General features: G+C 57.2%; 11 protein-coding genes. 10 read left to right on the forward strand and 1 reads right to left on the reverse strand.

Going from position 1 to position 17,953, the window contains the following annotated elements; translation table 11 throughout:
• Nucleotides 1-108: 108 nt before the first annotated feature.
• The 6 genes from D9X30_RS02900 to D9X30_RS02925 all read left to right on the forward strand — a co-directional run bounded on the left by D9X30_RS02900 (nucleotide 109) and on the right by D9X30_RS02925 (nucleotide 7,023).
• Nucleotides 109-1,995, forward strand: a complete 1,887-nt coding sequence (locus D9X30_RS02900; protein ID WP_228770793.1) for a TnsB C-terminal domain-containing protein — start codon at nucleotides 109-111, stop codon at nucleotides 1,993-1,995.
• Nucleotides 1,992-2,975 carry a TniB family NTP-binding protein gene (locus tag D9X30_RS02905; protein WP_153946222.1) on the forward strand — a complete coding sequence of 328 codons (984 nt, stop codon included), beginning with the start codon at nucleotides 1,992-1,994 and terminating at the stop codon, nucleotides 2,973-2,975. Before D9X30_RS02900 ends, D9X30_RS02905 begins: the two co-directional genes overlap by 4 nt.
• A gap of 626 nt (nucleotides 2,976-3,601) precedes the next feature.
• Complete coding sequence (locus D9X30_RS02910; protein ID WP_228770792.1) at nucleotides 3,602-4,831, forward strand: hypothetical protein; 1,230 nt, start codon at nucleotides 3,602-3,604, stop codon at nucleotides 4,829-4,831.
• Between the two features lie 189 nt (nucleotides 4,832-5,020).
• Nucleotides 5,021-5,389, forward strand: a complete 369-nt coding sequence (locus D9X30_RS02915; RefSeq protein WP_153946220.1) for a hypothetical protein — start codon at nucleotides 5,021-5,023, stop codon at nucleotides 5,387-5,389.
• Between the two features lie 149 nt (nucleotides 5,390-5,538).
• A complete protein-coding gene (locus tag D9X30_RS02920) occupies nucleotides 5,539-6,042 on the forward strand; it encodes a hypothetical protein (protein WP_153946219.1) in 504 nt (167 codons plus the stop codon).
• A 768-nt stretch (nucleotides 6,043-6,810) separates the two neighbouring features.
• Nucleotides 6,811-7,023: a hypothetical protein gene (locus D9X30_RS02925; protein ID WP_228770791.1), complete on the forward strand. Its 213-nt coding sequence runs from the start codon at nucleotides 6,811-6,813 to the stop codon at nucleotides 7,021-7,023.
• Between the two features lie 72 nt (nucleotides 7,024-7,095).
• On the opposite strand, the gene D9X30_RS02930 is transcribed toward D9X30_RS02925, so the two are convergent.
• Entirely contained in the window at nucleotides 7,096-8,295 is a 1,200-nt protein-coding gene (locus D9X30_RS02930; RefSeq protein ID WP_228770790.1) for a hypothetical protein, read from the reverse strand.
• Nucleotides 8,296-8,493: 198 nt separating this feature from the next.
• Here D9X30_RS02930 and D9X30_RS02935 point away from each other — a divergent pair, with 198 nt between their 5' ends.
• The 4 genes from D9X30_RS02935 to D9X30_RS02955 all read left to right on the forward strand — a co-directional run bounded on the left by D9X30_RS02935 (nucleotide 8,494) and on the right by D9X30_RS02955 (nucleotide 17,908).
• The gene (locus D9X30_RS02935) at nucleotides 8,494-9,012 is read left to right on the forward strand and encodes an HAD domain-containing protein (protein WP_153946218.1); all 519 of its coding nucleotides are present in this window, start codon (nucleotides 8,494-8,496) and stop codon (nucleotides 9,010-9,012) included.
• Between the two features lie 671 nt (nucleotides 9,013-9,683).
• A complete protein-coding gene (locus D9X30_RS02945; RefSeq protein WP_194946458.1) occupies nucleotides 9,684-12,800 on the forward strand; it encodes a hypothetical protein in 3,117 nt (1,038 codons plus the stop codon).
• Nucleotides 12,797-16,666 carry a helicase gene (locus D9X30_RS02950; RefSeq protein ID WP_153946215.1) on the forward strand — a complete coding sequence of 1,290 codons (3,870 nt, stop codon included), beginning with the start codon at nucleotides 12,797-12,799 and terminating at the stop codon, nucleotides 16,664-16,666. Before D9X30_RS02945 ends, D9X30_RS02950 begins: the two co-directional genes overlap by 4 nt.
• 366 nt (nucleotides 16,667-17,032) lie before the next feature.
• The gene (locus tag D9X30_RS02955) at nucleotides 17,033-17,908 is read left to right on the forward strand and encodes a restriction endonuclease (protein WP_153946214.1); all 876 of its coding nucleotides are present in this window, start codon (nucleotides 17,033-17,035) and stop codon (nucleotides 17,906-17,908) included.
• Nucleotides 17,909-17,953: the final 45 nt, after the last annotated feature.

Here is a 17,953-nt window from a genome sequence, read left to right on the forward strand (position 1 = left end):
CGACTCGCCCCTCCTGGGAACCACGACGCCTACCTGGAGGTACTCGACCCCCACCCGCGCAGTGGATGCATCAAGGTATTTGATGCCAGTAAGCGCGAGGACAGGTACATGGAGATGGCAAGCATTCTTGCGGACCTTCACGCAGGAAAACTTGCCGTGCTTCGCAAGGGCAAACCTCTTTTCAGCCATGCAGCGCAACCAGACGACAAGGCGCTTCACGAGCGGAGCACATTCGTTCGAGAGGCTATCTTGCGCGTCCGGGACATGCAGAAACGGCAACGTGTGAGTTTTCGCCAGGCGTACCGTCTCGCGGCGGAAGAGTATAGGCAGGAGGCCTTGCCTGACGCGCGGCCATTTCCACCACAATCGACCATGTATCGGTACCGGAAGTGCGACATGGCTGGCCTTCCGGTTTTGCGTGGGGATAGGAACAAGGGCAATCGCCTCCCACGCTATCCGCGGGAAGTCGTCAACATCATTCGCTCGGTCGCCGAGCAGCATTTCCTGGTTCCACACTCCCGCTGGTCACTCAAGAGGGTCACCGCAGAGGTAAATCGCTCGGTGTTGGGAACGCTTCTCCCCGCAACATCCCGTCCGGTAAGCGCCAGGTACGTGAACAACACTATCCTGAACGTTGTCAGCGCCGACCCCGAACTTGAGCGGATGCTTCCCACAGACGCAGTAGCCGCGAAGTCCCTTGCGAAGAAGCGCATTCGCGCTGAAGCGCCATTCGAGCGCGTCGAACAGGATGCGCTGCATTTGCCATTTGAGGTCGATACACCGAGCGGCATCAGCAGTCAGGTCTGGCTCGTCCACGCCATCGACTGCTGTACAAGCTATCCCCTCGGCTGGCAATTGGTTGTGGGAGCTCCCACCGATACCGACTCTCTCGCATGCGCGGAGATGTATATGGCTCCCCTCAAAAAGAAGCGCTTCGAGGAGCTAGGCATCGACCACGACATGAACGTGTGTGGCACGCCGGGACAGCTCGTTTTTGATAACGGCGCCGAAGCCAAAGGCGGCCGCATCCAGAATCTAGAGCGACTCGGCGTTGACGTTAAGCACTGTAGAGCCCGTGCCGGCCAGGAGAAGCCATTTGTCGAGCGTTTCAACCGCTCGCTCAAGGAGGCTCTGGAAGGGCTCGCGGGTTGCACACGTGTAGACGGCAAAGATGGGCAGCGCGACCCCATTGCGCTAGGCGACCAACTTCCGACACTGGAGGAGCTGCAGCGCTGGATTGTCCGTTGGTACTACGAAAAGTGGATTCACACCCCGCTTGAGCGTTTGCAATGGGACGTGGTCCTCACGGATTCGCTTAAGGGGAACACCCCAGCCGAGCGCTGGAAGCATTTCGAGGAGTCGTGCTTCGCAATCTCCCTTCCACCATCACGTGCCGAGTGGCTAGCAGCGCTTTACGAGCACAAGGAGCGCAGCGTGAGCCGAAAGACAGGCATCACCATAGACGGCCTGCACTACAAGAGCGATGACATTGAGGCTCTGATAAATAAGTATGGTGAACAGAGGCAGCTTCGTGTGTTGTTCAACCCGGACGATTTTCGGCATGTTCATGTCTACGAGGGCGATGACTTCCCACTCGTCACGCTGCCGCACGAGCACCTGAGACCCGAGACGCCAGCGTGGTCGTTCGCCGAAGCGAAGGAGCGGCTCAAGAGCCAGAAGGCCAGCGCAAAACCAGCGCCTCAAGCAGAAAAATTCGACCGCGACTTGCATGAGCAGGTCGTCGCGGACTCGCTTGCCCCGAAGCGCAGAAAGCAGAGCAAGCATGAGCGAAACCGTGAAACCGCACGTCGGGAGAAGGAGCAGCAAGCCGTAGTGCGCGCATCAAGGAACCCGAGTCCACGGGCGCCCTCGCAGACGTGCAGGCCCAACAAAGCTTCGGAAGAAGCGCCTATCGTCGCGCAATCTAATAGCTCGATATTTGATGATGCGGGCCTGCTCCCGGTCCTGGACCGAGCCAATGGTGTTGAGATATGACAGCCGCGAAGCAACTACGTGTAGCGATTGAAAGCTGCGAGCTTCCTCATCCGCTGTTCCTTCAGCAGTTCAACCCGCTCAAGCAGCGCATTGCGGATGCATTGGACGGAGCCGCAAGCCGCATTGAGCGCGTGATGGGGCCATCGCGCGCCGGTAAGTCGATGCTAATCAATGCGCTCAAGCGCACATTCCCGGAAACTAAGATTAATGGGCGTCGCCATGTGCCAGTCCTAGTGGTGCCGGTGCCGTCGCCGGTGTCACCACTGCTGCTGCCCTCGAGCGTGCTCGACGCACTTGGCTTACCTGTGCAAGGCAGTACCACATCCCGCACCATCGGACCACGCATGCTGAAGCAACTGGAGCTTACTGGTACGCGTGCCGTGCTTTTTGAGGAAGCCAGTCACCTGGTTGAACTGGGCGCGCGCGTGCCACAGCGCTCGGCCGGCGACTGGTTCAAGACCCTGGCAGATTCGCACAACCTGACGCTGTTTCTATTCGGCGTGCCGCGTCTCCAGCGTTTGTTCGACAGCAATGAGCAATTGCGCCTACGGTCGTCGGCCGCCCGCTATTTCTTGCCTTACGACTCCCGTATTCCAGAGAACATGAAAGCATTTCATACCTGCGTGGCGACCTATGCGAATCTTTTTCGCGAATCCGGCTATCCGATTGACCTACCGGCGCCAGCGCTCACGTTCCAGTGCTACCTCCTGACTGGGGGGCTGATTGGCGTGTTGAGTCGGTTCATGCAGGAGCTGGCCAGTCAGCTAGCGTATGAGGCACCGCGTACCGTGACCTTCGCGGACTGTCAGGCAGCGGCGAATGCAATCGAGGCCGGAGGTTCTCGTCACTTCCGAGCGTTTGGGTCTGCCGAAGCTTTGCAAGCCGACGTCGCCCCCGCAGCCCTTCATCAAGCCTTTGTTCAGGTGATGAATGACAATGACATTGCGGTTCCTGTTCTGCATGAGGGAGGCGCCCAATGAGTCTCGTCGTAACTTGTGCGCCTCGGGACGACGAATCGGGATTCGGCTACTACCGAGCGCTTGCCGCAGCAAACGTACTATCCGGCTGGCGGGAATTGGCCGGACTCGCCGGCGTGCAGCGCAATCGCGGTGCGCTGTTCGCACACTCGGAGTTTGTGGCTGGACAGCTTGGTCTCGAAAGTGAGTGGGCGCACTTTGCAGGGCAGCAGGAAGCAGTCTGCAGGAGCTGGGGTCGGCTACATCGCGTACAAACTGACGCCGTCTGCCCTGCCTGTCTGGCTGCTGCTGAATACATGCGCCACTACTGGGGGCACGCCTATGTGACCACGTGTGCCGACCATCGAATCTTGCTCATCGACAGATGCAGTGACTGTGGAGCATTTCTATCGCCTAATCGCTATCACATTGGCCAATGCGACTGTGGTCAAGACCTCCGCATGCTTCCTCGCATTGCCTCAACTCGCGCTCAGCACTGGCTTTCTACACTTATTGCGAGTGCTGGTAAGCAGTCGGGCGGCGTCGAGCCCATGCTGCGCAGCGTGGATATCAACGCTCTGTGCCAGGTTGTCCGGACACTTTGTCTGCATGCCGACCCGACAATGCCAGCTCCCCGTCGAGGAGCTGCGTTGCCGACGTCCATCGCTGAAGCTATCGATTTGCTCGCACCTCTCGACAGTCTGCTCGGTGACTGGCCTGCGGGATTCCAGTCGCATGTCGAGAAGCGCATTGCCGCAGGCAAGCCCGATGCACGAACCCTAAACACATTGCTCGGCTCTTGGTATATCGGACTGCGGAAGCTTTGCCAAGGCACGGCACTTGAGCCATTCCTCAAAATCGTCATCGAAGTCGCGGCAGTCCAATTTGACGGAGCACTCGGTTTGGATTCGGCCAAAGCCTTGGCCGAGGACGTGACCGAGTACATGCGACTGGCTGAGGCCGCAAAAGCCATCGGTGTCAGTGTTTCCAATATGCACGACGCCGTCCAGGCTGGAAAGTGCAGCTACCGCACGCGTCGCGCAGGTACTCTTGGGCTCCTATACGAACTCCCACGGGCGGAGGTCGCGCGCATCCAGGAGCAGCGCAGTGAATGGATGACGGGCCCAGACGCCTGCGAGTTGGCAGGTGTGTCGCCGTCAGTGCTTGAGCACATGATGGCAGCTGGTGTGATTCGGTCCGACGTGAAATGGCGCCACGACATCCTCAAGGGAGGCGTGGTTGAGCGCCGGTCCATTCTGGAACTCGTCGAGCGAATCCGGGAGGCGGCAGACCCTGTCGGGCCCCCGGAAGACGAGAGAGTCGTGTGGGCGGGGCTGACCAGTCGACGCATGGGTGACCGGCAGGCCATCCAGTCCCTGATGCAGGCAATCGCTGAAGGCAAGGTGAAGGCTGTCGTGCGCGGTCGCAAGCTCGGGGACATGGCATTCCTACGGGCCGATGTTGCATCGTACTTCGGCACGCCGTTGCTCGAAGCCGGCATGTCGATTCAACAACTGTCGAAGGTCACTGGTTGGAAATGGGAAAGCATCTCACACTGGATTGCCGCGGGGCTGCTGGATTCGCACTCCATTGTGCTGCGAGGCCAGCCGTGCCGAGTCGTGCTTCCTCATCAGTTGTTGGCGTTCCGTCAAACCTATGTCCCCCTTGCAGATTTGGCGCGCGGCATGGGCACCAAGTCGTCTGCTTTGTCGCGATTGCTCTCGGGGATTGAGCTGGTTGGTGCGCAGCAGTTACCAAGTGGAGGCGCTCGTGGCGGGCTGATTCGCATCGCAGAATTGGGCCGGCTCGCAGTTCTGGGTGCAAGGGCCGGACATGACCTGTTCGTATCCGCATCGCCGGTGCAATGGACGGGCGCGTGAGACGTAGCTGCTTAGGGGCGAGTATGTAGAAGACTTGGCAAACCTTCGTGCAGCTCACGCACCAGGAGCGCGGCAGGCTTGCAGTTACCGCAAACCTGACGCGCATTGACGTGCTCGTTACACGAGCCGGCCGCCAGGCACATCCAAAGGTCAATGTGCGACGGTCATGCAAACAATTCGGAGAGGATGATGACTCAGCGCGTAATTCCCGATGATTTCCCCAGAGAGCAGCCCCTTGGTGCGGTCACAGGCGCACAGCCAAAACTCCTGGTACGTTTGATTGACGGACAGTACGACGCAGGTCTCACTGAGGACGAGCTGTGGGGGCGTTACGACATATGCGAGGACCTGGCTCAGCAGCTCGCGGGCTACGCCGCGCGCAAGATGACCGAGCACGGCTGGCTGTTGGACGACGTACTTCGCCGAGTTGAAACGAGTGTGAATAAGAAAGTTAGTACGAGAAGTTGGGAATTCTCTCCTGCCGAAGTAGCGTGGACGATGAAGCGGACGCGTGAGCTGCTGTCAAGTCCAGCGAGCAGCGACGGAGGCGAAGGATGACGAACGCCTGTTCTGATGGGCGTGCGTTTACTCTCGCGCTGGAACGAGCGGGGAGCGCGGCTTGGTTTGGGGGAAGGCTTGGTGCGAACTGTGGCGATGACCATAAGCAGTCTGCGCCCCTGTCGAGAGCGACCATTGCGAGAGACGAGATGCCACAGCGACTCCAGGACGTCATTGGAAAGTTGTACAAGCCTTCGTCGGATGGGGCGCGCCAGGTGATTGCGCTGTCTCGCTCAGACGCGGAGAGGCTGCCGCCACTGCCATCGATTGCGGTCATCTCAGTTGTGGCCCCTGAGCGCCCGCCAGCGAGCCTCGGGAGCTTCGCCCATGTGCTGCGTCTGAGTTTCGCTGATGTAGATTTCCTGAGTCCGAATCTATCGAGCCGGGCACAGGCGAAACTTGTCCATGCGTTCACCGAGGCTCACGCTCAGGCTATCCGTTCGTTCATTGAAGCCCTGCCTGATGAAATCGCATCGGTGGTCGTTCACTGTGAGGGTGGATACTCGCGCTCATGTGCAATTGCCTTAGCGCTGCATCGGCTATATGGTTACCACGCGGAATTGCAGCAGCTCTCGCAGGCGAACCCGTCAATCGTTCGCGTGATGATGGGCGATGACTGCGGACATCATAAGCTGAGAAAAGTCCGCCAATGATGCGTAATCCGGGAGACGTCAATCGGCAAGGAGTCGGCCGCCCAGCACATGGGGGAGGCAGGGCGCTTACCGGCATATCGATGTTCGATGATTGTCGTAATCGTGGCTTTCCTCAGGCGTAGGCCAAACTGGACGATGTTCCGTATTTCTCTCGCTTACCTATTTGGCTCAGCCAAAAAGCAGGTGAACACCTTCGTCGCTTACCTACGGGTGGTGAGGCTGAGCCTAGCCCTCCCTGGCAAGTTTGCCCGGGATGCGCCTTCACTCAGCCGCCACCCAAACCACTACGGTATGGAGCCGGCCTCGCCCGACAGACTTTCGCCTCGCGCCTCTATCTTCGCCAGCGCGTCGAGCTTCTCAAGGCATCCCCCCAGTGCTCGATTTCCCTCGCGCCCTGGCGGTTGAAACCCCGTCTGCGCAAGCGGCAATTACGACATCACCGAAGCCCGTCATCCGTGACGGGGCGGCCCTCACCACCCGGCGGCGTTGCGCGCGGCGGATGGCATGTACGTCCCTGCATGTGAGTATATGTACGGTCGGTGAGCATGAAACTGCTTCTGCAAAGTGTTCAAGCGCAGTCGACATTACAGCGTCCATTGTCAGTGACTGAGCTAGGGCGCGCCAGCCAGATATCGCGCATGTGGGGTGGTTGATTCGGACGGTCGATGAGCCGAGCGGGATGGGGAGAGGTCTAGACAACTATGAAGCGAGTGTCGCCACTCACGGCAATCGCAGGAAGGAGCCTGGCGCGCGGGCAAAAGGAGCACGATGATGTCGTCAGAAAATCAAATTGACCTAGACATCGCACTGCGCAAGTTGCACGAACTTGCCTTAGCCGATGGCGATTTGGGCTACGAGTATTGGTATCGGGTTAGTCAACTGCTCAAACGGGCTGCCAACATGCAGTCCGAAATCGATGCGCTGTCGCGAGAGCTCGAAAAATGCCGTTCGCAGCGGAGCAAGCCACATCGGCGCAGATGAAGAATTGAGCGGACGAAGCTAGGTCGGTCCAAGCTCGATAGCGGCGACACGGGCATGTCGAAGACCCCCTTATCACCATCCGAAGCCCGGGCGTTTCGGTTCCGGAGCATCCAGAATCGGGTCGGACACGTGAATGAGTGGGTCGAGCCAATCAGCTTTCGCCCGTGCCCAGGAAAGCCAGTCGACTTGTTCAGCAGACGGGCCTCCCGTAGCGGCCGCGTGCTCTTCAACCGCATTCGCATATAGGCGAAGCCGGGCAGCGCGTTCCCAGTCGGTTGCCTGCGTCTCCAGTTGCTTGAAGCGCTCGGCCTCATCAGTGTGCCGTTTCGTCAGAAATTCATAGTGGACGACGGCGCGTTGGTGAGCGTCTTTGCGGCGAGTCTCCTCTAGTTGATGCGCATGAGTCTGCCGTGCCAGGTCCACGATGCCAGCGACAACGGCATTCAGCCGCTGTTCAAGCCGGGTTTTGGGGGTGTCCTTCCACGACGACCGCGAAGGCCAGCGTCCAACTTCGATTGCCAAGACCTCTGTTGGGGTGAAGTCATATCTGGGGATGGTTGGGTACTCCACGGAGCTATCCCACCGAGACCTCCCCCAATAGCGCTTTTGTGCACGTTCCTCTGCCGGTGTATTTACATGGGGGAGTCTCTTCACATGCTCCGTGAGTGAGAAGACCATTGTCGCGCCGGTTTCCAGCCATCGGATGAGCGTCTCGCCACCGCTTGGATTGACTTCGAACTCGAAGCCCTGCGTAACTAGTGACCTAATCAGAGCATCGACGATGCCGAGAGCCCTATCGAGGGAAGCCTTTGTCACGGAAAGGTTAAGGACTTCCTTCGGCGCAGACCGTAGCAAAGTATCCTCTGGCCAGCCGTCTCGTCGGCGCAAGCGCTCTGAGGCTGCGCGAACAAGCGGGTGCAGCGAAGCAGGTGTTTGTACTGGAAAAGGCGCTACATTGAGTTCCTTGCGGAGTTGTGCGGACGCCTTTCTCGTGGCCTCTCGGATTTCGGCTTGCTCCGGAGGTAACTTAATCAGGCCTGTGTTCGACAACGCTTCCTGATTCAGTTGAGGAAGCGGAGCGCGGTGCATGATTTTCCCGGCCTTCACTTTTGCCCAGTACCCTCGGCTCGGTAGGGGTATTGCCAACGTCCGGCAAATTTTGGCAAGTCCGACATCCGACAGACCGTAGCGCGGAGCCACAACGGTCACCGGCTCCGTCCAGACTTCTTCGTACAGCGTCTCACGGTCAACCGCTTTTTTCGGTTCAGTCACAGATGTCTCCCATGGTTTAGGCCGTGACATTAGTTTGTCAGCTAAGACCCTGCGAGCTCTGAATGTTTTGCATATTGCCGGAGCCCGGCTCGGCAGGGATAATTGGCTCAGCCAAGGCCGGGAGACGCGGACGAAGGTGAGTAACTGAGCGGATTCTTTTCGATATGTAGCGCATGTGGTCCAAAACGAGCGATAGTCATGGACAAAGATGCTTTCGACAGGTCTCTGCAGGTGCTCTACCTCGATTTCGACGGCGTCCTCCACCCTGACTCTGTTTTTCGAACGAGGAACGGTATTGAGCTGCTTCATTATCCAGGGCGCAGCTTGTTCGAGCACGTGCCTTTGCTCGATGATGCATTGAAGCCATATCCCGAAGTGAGGATAGTTCTGTCTACCTCGTGGCAGCTCATCGAAGGCGGCTACGAGGGCGCAAAATCGAGGCTTTCCGCAGGTCTGCAGGCGCGGTGCATAGGTGGGACTTATAACCGCCGCGTCAATCGCAAGACTTGGTTCGAAGGTATGTCGCGTCCCGAGCAGGTCGTTTTGGACGTCAAAAGGAGACAGCCTGAGAAGTGGATTGCCGTCGATGACTGGCCTGGCGAGTGGCCTACATGGGCTTCGCAGAACGTTGTGCGGGCTGACCCCGTGCTTGGCATTGCCGACGTCACGGTTTTTGAGGACCTGAAAACGAAGTTGGAGTGCGAGTTCGGCTTCTGAAAGGTTCGCTTTCACCGGGAGTTCATGCGCAGCGAAAACATGACGCCGAACTAGTCCGGATTGCTGTCCGTGGCTGGCCGGCGTTGCGCTAGAGTCGAGCCGACAATCAAATGTAGCCGCAGCGCCTCTGAGCGGTGCATTCCCATCTTGCTGCCCGACAACAGTCTTGCCTAAAGTGACGGCGGTTTTGGACGCCGCGCAATTGCTTCAATACGCTCCTCTAGCGACAGTTTCCGAGTCGGTAGTGGCAGCGGAAACAGTAAGAACAGGTTGCGGGTGTGACCAAGGGCTTTGAGCGCCCGCAGAAACGTCTCCAAGGTTCCCTGCCCGTGCGTCTCAAATCGCTTGTAGGTTCTCAGCGCGATACCCGCGGCGACCGCAAATTCTGCCTGAGAGAGTCCCGCCTTCTTTCTCTCGCGTCTTACTCTCATGGCGAGATATCCACAGAGGCCTGTTTCATCCAGGGTCTGAAGTAACGCAAATTCTTGTTCTGGCGTCATGATTGACCATTTTAGGCCAAATCTGGCACCAAAATTGTGGATAGTTTGTGAGTTGTTGCCTCGAAACAAAAGCCTGTTGTTATATTGGGAGCACTTAACCCTGAAACCACCCCCCAGATAGGTCGTCTGGTCGGGTGAAGTGGCGTAGCTAGCCAATAAAGGAGCCGACCAATGACATCCTCGCGCCCGCAAGGCGGCTCGAGCGTTTCCGCTCGTGACCGGTCCCCCTCCCTTCAACTGGCAAAAGTTGCAGACCTGCTTGCCCGAAGTATTCGTGATAGCAAGGCAGCGTCTACCTCTTCTATTGTTCATCTCGATGGCCCGCGCATTCGGGTTAATACCCGTGCGGTGCTCCAGCCGTTCTTGAATAGCGACTTCAAAAATGCTTTTACGCCCGGTCTTGAGACAGGATTCGTGCGGGACATGGAAATGCCTCCATTCGGCTCGACGGCGCGCGTCGGTGGCCGACTGCTTGATGGTTCGGCCGCCGCTACCTCAAAGGCAATTACCTCTCTGCACGAGGCAATTTCTAGTGAGTTAGACGCAGCGTTGGCCGCCGCGAACCTGAGTGAATTGACGGTCTCATCCATGGAGCAGCTGCTTGGGACATTGGCTGCCTCAATCAGCGAGCGTATGCCGGACCTTCCGGCATCAGCCAGCATGGTGCCGGTTGCCTTCGGTCAGCCTGGGCGGAACGCGGACGAACGCGGCCAAGATTTAGCGCGCGTGCTGTCAGCAATTGAAACTGTGGATGGCAAAGACTGGCTTGATGCGCTTCTGAATGGCATTGCGACGCGATTGCGCAACAACGACGTCGAGCCAGAAGAAATCGACGACATCCTGGTTGCCATCCGAACGCAACGCAGCCAGCCTGGGAGTCAAATAGCGCGGTTCCTGGATTTCCTCGACGATGAAGCGCTGTCGAGGGTGCGACTTCAGGTAACTATGCGACTGATGGAGGCGGTTGCCGCGCAATCAACCAAAGAGGGCTTGAAGGCTTATGTAAGCCGTACTGTCACATGCTTCAATGCATTTGCCGGCATCGACGGCAGTGCGCTCACCCTTGACATTAGTGCACTGTACGGCCAGCACAACTGCCCTCAGTTTCATGAACACCTGCGCACGGTTGGCTTCTACAGTTGCCTTCCCGCATGGCCGGAGTGGTCGGTACAACTTTTCGAAGGGCGCGCTGACGCTTCACAAGGCTTCAAGACTAAACGCGAAGTTTCGTATTGCTTCCGCGTTAACGGCACCAATCCACAAACCGGGAAGGCTGCGTTCGATTCGCGACTCGATAACATTTACGCGCGCGTACTGGACGAGCCGAATGCCGACATCAACGTTAAATGGAAAGTGGCGGAATTGGTGTTCCTCTGGCTTGTTGTTCCCGACTCGCTCACGAATCCTTCTTCTTTGGATGTGGTTCAAGCAGCGGCGGATGTTGCTGCTGGATTGAAACGAAATCCGTTGGGTACCTTGCGCAAATTGCACGCGGACCTGATGGAACGATGCAAGGCAATGGATGATGTTGCCACCGAAATGGTGGAGGTCTTGAAGACTAAGTCGACCAACCTCATCCAGTTTGCCGGCCGTAGTGCCGACAAATTTACTGTTGCTGTGTCGCGAAGCATCGTGAACTGGGAAGCTGTGGAATCGATGTCGTCTTCGTCGACCGACATTCTGGTTAGCCGAGAGCGCGGCTCCGACTCCGTTGAGTGGTTCAACCATTTGACCGTGGCAGACAGTGCCATGGTGCCAGGCAGCATTGCATCGTACTGCGTTGAGATTGCGCTGCAGGAGCGCTCGCTGACTGCGGCGGGTCGTGCTGTGGAAGTTCAATTGCGGCGTGAGCTTCAGCATCCGGTCCTTCCAATTAGGTATCTGCCGTACACGCGAAACAACGCCGGCGAATGGGTGCCACATAGTGTCGATACGCGTGTGATGGATGCCGGTGTGGGAGTCGACATCGAATACTCTCTCAAGTATCTGCAACTTTCTCGAACGAAAGACGATGAAAAGGCAGCTTCCGAGCAGCTACGTGCGGCGACAGTAACTGCATTCGCGCTGTTTGTGTACATCACGCTCTGGGAGCTGTCGCGTCGCGTTCGAACTGCGACAGGCGCAGCCCTGTCGATGACGATGGTGCGGCTCCAGCATACCGGCAAACAAAACAGCCGTGAGGCCGACGCGCACGATGCCAACACGGTGGTGTTTGCGATTAGCCAGGCAATAGAAAAGGCGTTGACGCGGGAAATGCCGGTCAAGCTTCAAGGACTTACGACTCAAACCAAGGACCAGAACGAAAGCCTGCGCTGGAAGCGACGGGGTGCGCTCAATGCTCTGCTCGGCGGACAACCGCTTAACTTTCGGATGGAGGGGTTACTCGATAAGGTTGCATTGGTGACCTATGTAACGCGCCCATGTGATACGCACCCCTCGTTTCCTGATGCAGATGGATTCCTCTTCCAAAGTCGCACCTATCGTGCCGTGCGCGAGAACGGAGTAGCTACTCTTAGAGTGCATTCGATGCAGTCACGCCTCGTCGAGAGCCGGAAGGATTTTCAGGCACCGCAGCTTATCCTCGAGGAAATCGCGAGGCTTGAGAAAGACGGCTTCGAGCACATAATGCTGCTGTCTCATCATTTCGGTAACCGGCATATCGGCCGCGCAGCGGAACGACACGCCCCGCATGGCACGCTGCAGTTCCTAGATGAGGCAGGGAAGCGCTTTCCCGGGGTTCATGTCTATCCATTGCGACGAGATGTCTTTAAGGCAACAAGGCTGCGAAAGCGTGGAACAATGGAAAGTGGCTTTGAGGTCGTCAATTTTGCAGACCATCAAGCCATGTACGACCAGTTCGAGGGTAGCGACCTTCGCACTCTTATGCCGATTTACACCTTCGCGACGCTTGTGGTCGTCGGTGAAGAATCAAGACCGCAGTCTGGTTTCTGCACATACTTTTTTGACGCGGAACAGCGACTTAGCAACATCGAGCTGAAAGAGACAGTTCGTCAGAATATTTTGGGCATCGGGAAAGGGGAAGCCCAGAACACACGAGCCTCTCTTATTAGCGTGCTTCGCGCCATTCATTTCATGGAAAGCGAGAAGCCTGCTTTCAAGACCCAACTGCTGCCTGTGCTGGACCCGTTTGACTGGGCGAGTCCCACACGCACCTCAGCAGCGGGCGAAGTTGAAATCATGACCCGCCGAGGGTCTCGCTCCGTTTTGCTGTCTGTGCCAGCGGTACTGGCGCACGTCACCAAAGTTCTGCACAAGGATGCGGAATGAGTGAGTTCACTTCGACATTGCCTTTTCAGAAGCAGGCTGAACTGTGGGGGCAGGCGTATGAAATTCTGGTCAAGCGTGGGGTGCTCGCATGCCTGCTTGAGCGCAAGTTGCTAAGCGATGGGCATCCGGCACTTCAGCCTTGGCGTGAGATACGTCTGACCAAGGTTTCTGCGACTCTCGCAAAGCACCTCGACGTTATCGACGAGAACGCACGTGAACTCATCAAAGCGGCCGTCGACCATATCGCATTGACAGCTTACGGGGTCGGCTATACGGCCATGCGCGAGTATCTCAAGCACGTCGGGAAGCCGGTAACAAACGGGAAACTCAAGGTGCGCGCGCTATGGTGTCCGTTGACGTTGCCAGGAGAGTCGACGGCGGCGCCTGAAATGCGCCAGGAGGCGCGGGAACAACTCCATGCGGAACTAGGGCTACTCGGGCCGGTCGACCCAGCTTTATCAGCAAAGGGGCAGCCGGCAAATGCCGACTTCATGCTTTGGCTATCGGGCACTCATCGGGAAGACTATCTGCTAGTGCAGGAGTACTCGTTTGACATGCCCGGCGATATAGGGGACTTTCGGCACCAGCAGGCCCACCTTGACGAACTACTACGGTATCGGCGGTTGGTCGACTCGCGCAGCGTGTTCGCCCGGGTGGCAGCAGAGATTGATGGCGAAGCGTTCGATATTTCGGACGACATCCGCCAGCACCTGACCGCCTTGACGAGCGAGAACAAGCCTTTCTTCAAGCTTTGCCAGGCCTGCGGTTATGGCGAATCCACTGCAGGCTTCCTGACCCGTGCGGGCCTACTGAAAAAGCCCGCTATTGTTCGAGCGCTTGCCATCACTCCGAATGGGCTGGAGAGTCTCGCAGCGCGATTTGACGATGAAGGACCAAAAGAACCTCGGCGTAGGTTGATGGAGCAGATGGGCGAAGCCTACCGACGTGCGCCAAAGCTCGCCGACGGGGACAACGAAGGATTGACTCAGAAGGTCGCGTCGGTCTTCAACAGCCTTCTGCGAAAGCTTCCTCGTGAACTGCAGGAAGGGATGAAAGGCTTACGAAGAATTCCCACTCCTGGGGAAGACTACCTCTTTGAGTTCGAGGAAGAGGTTCCGTCCTTCGCCAATCCAATGCAGACGTATGCATTGGACGACGCACTTTCCATGGTGGAAGAGACTCCTGCAATAAACGACTACTTCGTTGGGCCAGCCAGGGCGGCAATCGGTACCAAGATGCGAGATGCAGCCGGAGCTACGGGCCGCATTTCACTGCGCGACATGCACGCGTCAGCAATCGTCGCCGGTATGGAGCAGGCGAAGGCGGGTGAACTGAATGTAGTCGCACTCGAAGGTAATCCTGGAATCGGCAAGACTACAGCAGTCCGTCGGTATCTATCCGCCAAGCCGGAGGGATACCTCTTCTTATATGTCAGTCCGCGTGTGGTGATTAACCGAGACGTAACCGAGAGCCTTGCGAGAAAAGACGGTGAACCCACGGGCATCTTGACCATTACGTCCAATGCACAGCTCAATGCAGCGGCAAAACGCTTCCACGCCGAGAAGGTTGCTGAAGGTCTCGCGGAGCTGAGGCTAGTCGAAGGTGCCGTGGTCGCTGATGGCGTCCGCAACCTTGTTTCTCCGGAAGCAAGCACCATCCTTGTGTTGAGCCCGGAGGAAGAAACAGCGATTGACACGCACTTCGCTGGCGAGAGCTATCGCAAAGCGACCTTGTCAGAGTCGGAAGACCAGGTGCTTGATGCGCGACGGATGGGCGTTCTCGCCGGCGTATCACAGATGACTCGCGAGCTGCTGAAGCTCAACGGGCATGTCAATCGAGTGGTGATTACGGCTGCGTTACAGGGCTTCCGTGAGCGCAGTGGCGGCAAGACAACGATGGATGCATTGTCCAATCTTTTCGAAAACAAGGCTGAGTCGACGGCCGGCGTCGCCGAACGTCGCCGCTTCAGCCAGTGTATTCCGAACGTTGTCGTGATGGTTGACGAGCTTGCCGGCGACGGAGCGGGTGCTCCGTTTGTGGATGCGGTCGCGCGATGGCTGAACAATGAATTTGTGGATTGCTTTGAAAATGAAGTAAGCCCTTTCACTGTCACGCTCGTGGTATCGGACGCGTCCCTCGGAAACGAAGTCGTGCTCGACCGTTATCTAAACGCGGGCAAGCGTACTCCAGATAAGGTACTCATTTCGCCCTCGCGTGGTGAACAGCCATTCGCGGTCGCGGTCACACCAGTGCGGATAGGCGGCGGCACTCGTCGGACGTATCACGTGATGACGAATAGCTTTCCTGCTAGTGAGCTTCACATCCGCTACCAGGCAAAATTGACCGCAGTCAGCATAGAGGAAAGCCGAACTGGCGTACCAGAGACGCCGAGACAGGCAATTCGCCGAGTCGCGGAAGATGCATTGATGCAGACAGCCGTGAACGAAGTCTGTACAGCGCTTGAAAAAGGTGCTGTGCAGGTCATCTATTTTGCGCAGGACAAGAACTTCTTGAGCGACCTTCGAAGGCGACTCTCGGAGGAAAAAGGTCACGGACTCTCGAACGATACGGTTGAAGTTCTTGATTCCTCAGTACCTGGTTGGAAGCGTGCCGAACTGGTGAAACCTGAGCGGCGAGACGCTATTCGGGTGTTCCTGATGACGTCGTCTGGTGCGCGCGGAGTATCTTTTCCAAAGACTGATTGGATAGTTGCGAATATGCCGCGCTTCAACGTTGAAGCTGCGCTCATGGAAATCGCCCAGCTCATCTATAGAGGGCGCGGCATGTATGTCAATGACAATGGCGAGTCAGTGTCAGGCGACTTCGCCAAGCGACACCTCGTGATGCTGACCGAGGACTTCATGATTTGCGACGAGGAGATTGACCAGCGCCAGTGGCTCCGGCAATCCCTTGACCTCATGACGCTGCTGGTAATGCTGCGGGCTACCATCTTCACTCGGATTACAGGTGCTGCGGGATTGCGACAGAAACTCGCACTTGTACCTGTGGGCGCCGTTGGTGTCGAAGAGCTTGTCAGTCTAATGTCCCAAAATGTTTCGAAGTTCATGCACGAAGCTGAAGTATTTCAGCGGCGCGCGTCCGACCGCACGCTCATTGGCTTGGTCAAGAATGCGCAAGCGAACGTGAACAATCTCTTCTCGCGTACGCGGCTTCAGGCGAACAGTCAGCGAGACCGGGATGGACGAACCATGGTCAAATTGACGGAGATGCAAGGCCTGCGCGACATCACGATAGCCGGCGTCGCACCGCTACTAGTCGAGCATGACGGCACAAGCATTCCTGAGCACGTCTATTTTTCCGGGCCCGTAGTACTGGAGGACTGGGAAGGTTTTGCAAAGCAGGAGGTCTTCACCTTCGAAGGTCACGAGACGCAAATTGCTCAGTGCAGCAAGGAACTGCTCGGGCAACTCTATCGGATTGACCAAGACCATCGCTTCCCATCCTCGCTCAGGCAACCGGCCTTGAATCTGTTCCGCCTGATAAGCCGGGAAAAGGACGAAGCAGCGAACGAATTTAATACGCTGAAAGACCTCAAGTCGCCCAATACGTGGGTAGCGATGCCGACTGGGTATGCCCAGTTCCTTTACAGCGCCAACTCGGTAGAGGGACGGCGCTTCGTTGCCGATGAGCCGGAGCTGTGGCGAGATGCACTTGCGAAGTCGCTCGGAGCGACTTCAGCGGTGATGCCGCCGATTCCTCATTTCGAGTCATTCCCGTGGGCCGCATCCGTTGGGCAGGTCAACCCACTCAAGCTCGATTTGGTATTTGATGACCGCTACTTCATGGCATCAAATGAGCTCAATCTGCTCAACACGCTGCTTCTGGAGGCTGCAGCGTCAGAATAGTCACGTAGCTCGGACACGCCGGGGGGCCACGCGCGTCTCCAAGAGAGAGGGTTGGAGGTATGCCGCTTGAGCTACTGCCGTATCGTCCATCGCCAGGCCGACAAACCTGCGAAAAAGCATGTTGTACAGCACCTGCGACAGCAACGTGCGAATCAGCTTCTCCGGGGTGACCGCTCCGCGCATCGCTTCGGTCTCAGTGTCGTCGGGTCACTTCGTTCAATGTTTACCGCCCCGGTTAGAAGACCACACCGGCGCTATTTCGGGGGCAGCCTGCTAGGGGCGGTAGTATTCCGGAACAGTCACTGTAAGCTGACCTCGGGCCGTTCGATGAATTGAGGTATCGGCTTTTGAGATACACACGCGAAGATGCCAAAACAAAAGAAAGAATCTGTTAAGAATTTTCACTACATGGGACCTGCTTTAGATGCGCTCAGAGCACTTGGCGGTTCCGGCACGCCAGACGAAGTCGTGGAACGTATTGCGCAAGACCTTGATATCTCAGATGAGGTACAGAATGAAACCTTGCCCTCAGGTGAAGGACGTTTCCGCAACCGAGTGCGCTGGTCAAGACTCTACCTTGTGCGAGAGGGGTTGGTCGACTCGTCTCAACGCGGAGTCTGGTCGCTCACCGAATCTGGTCGAAACACGAGCCTTTCGATTGAACAGTCGCGCAACATAGCTACAAAATGGAACCGAATTTTCGAAGAAGAGCGGCGAGCGAGAACTGATAACTCAGAGCCTATTTCAGCTGAGGGCTCAGGGCTCCCAGACACGGCTCCCAGTGACTATCGCCACGAGCTCATTCAGGTACTCCAAACGCTACCAGCGTCGGGGTTCGAGCGTTTGTCTCAGCGTCTTCTTCGCGAGGCCGGCTTTGTACAAGTGGTGGTAACTGGCAGGAGCGGTGATGGAGGCATAGATGGGTATGGCACGCTTCAAATGAACCCGCTTGTGTCGTTTAAAGTTCTGTTTCAATGCAAACGCTACGTGGGGTCAGTTTCGCCATCTCAAGTTCGCGATTTTCGAGGGGCAATGTCTGGTCGAACTGATAAAGGCATCATCATCACGACGGGAACATTCACGGCGGAAGCGCGCCGCGAAGCCGGTCGCGACGGCGTCCCGCCAATCGAACTTATCGATGGCGAAAAGCTTGTCGAAATGATGGAACACTTGGAATTGGGATTGAAGCCTATGCGAACCTTTGCCGTCGACGCTCGATTTTTTGAGGAATTCAAGAGTTAACGCGTGTGCCGTATCACCGTATCGCGGACTTGTAGGCATCGCGTC

Origin of the sequence: Cupriavidus sp. U2 (assembly GCF_009663685.2) — a bacterium.
In the GTDB taxonomy this organism is placed as follows: domain Bacteria; phylum Pseudomonadota; class Gammaproteobacteria; order Burkholderiales; family Burkholderiaceae; genus Cupriavidus; species Cupriavidus necator_C.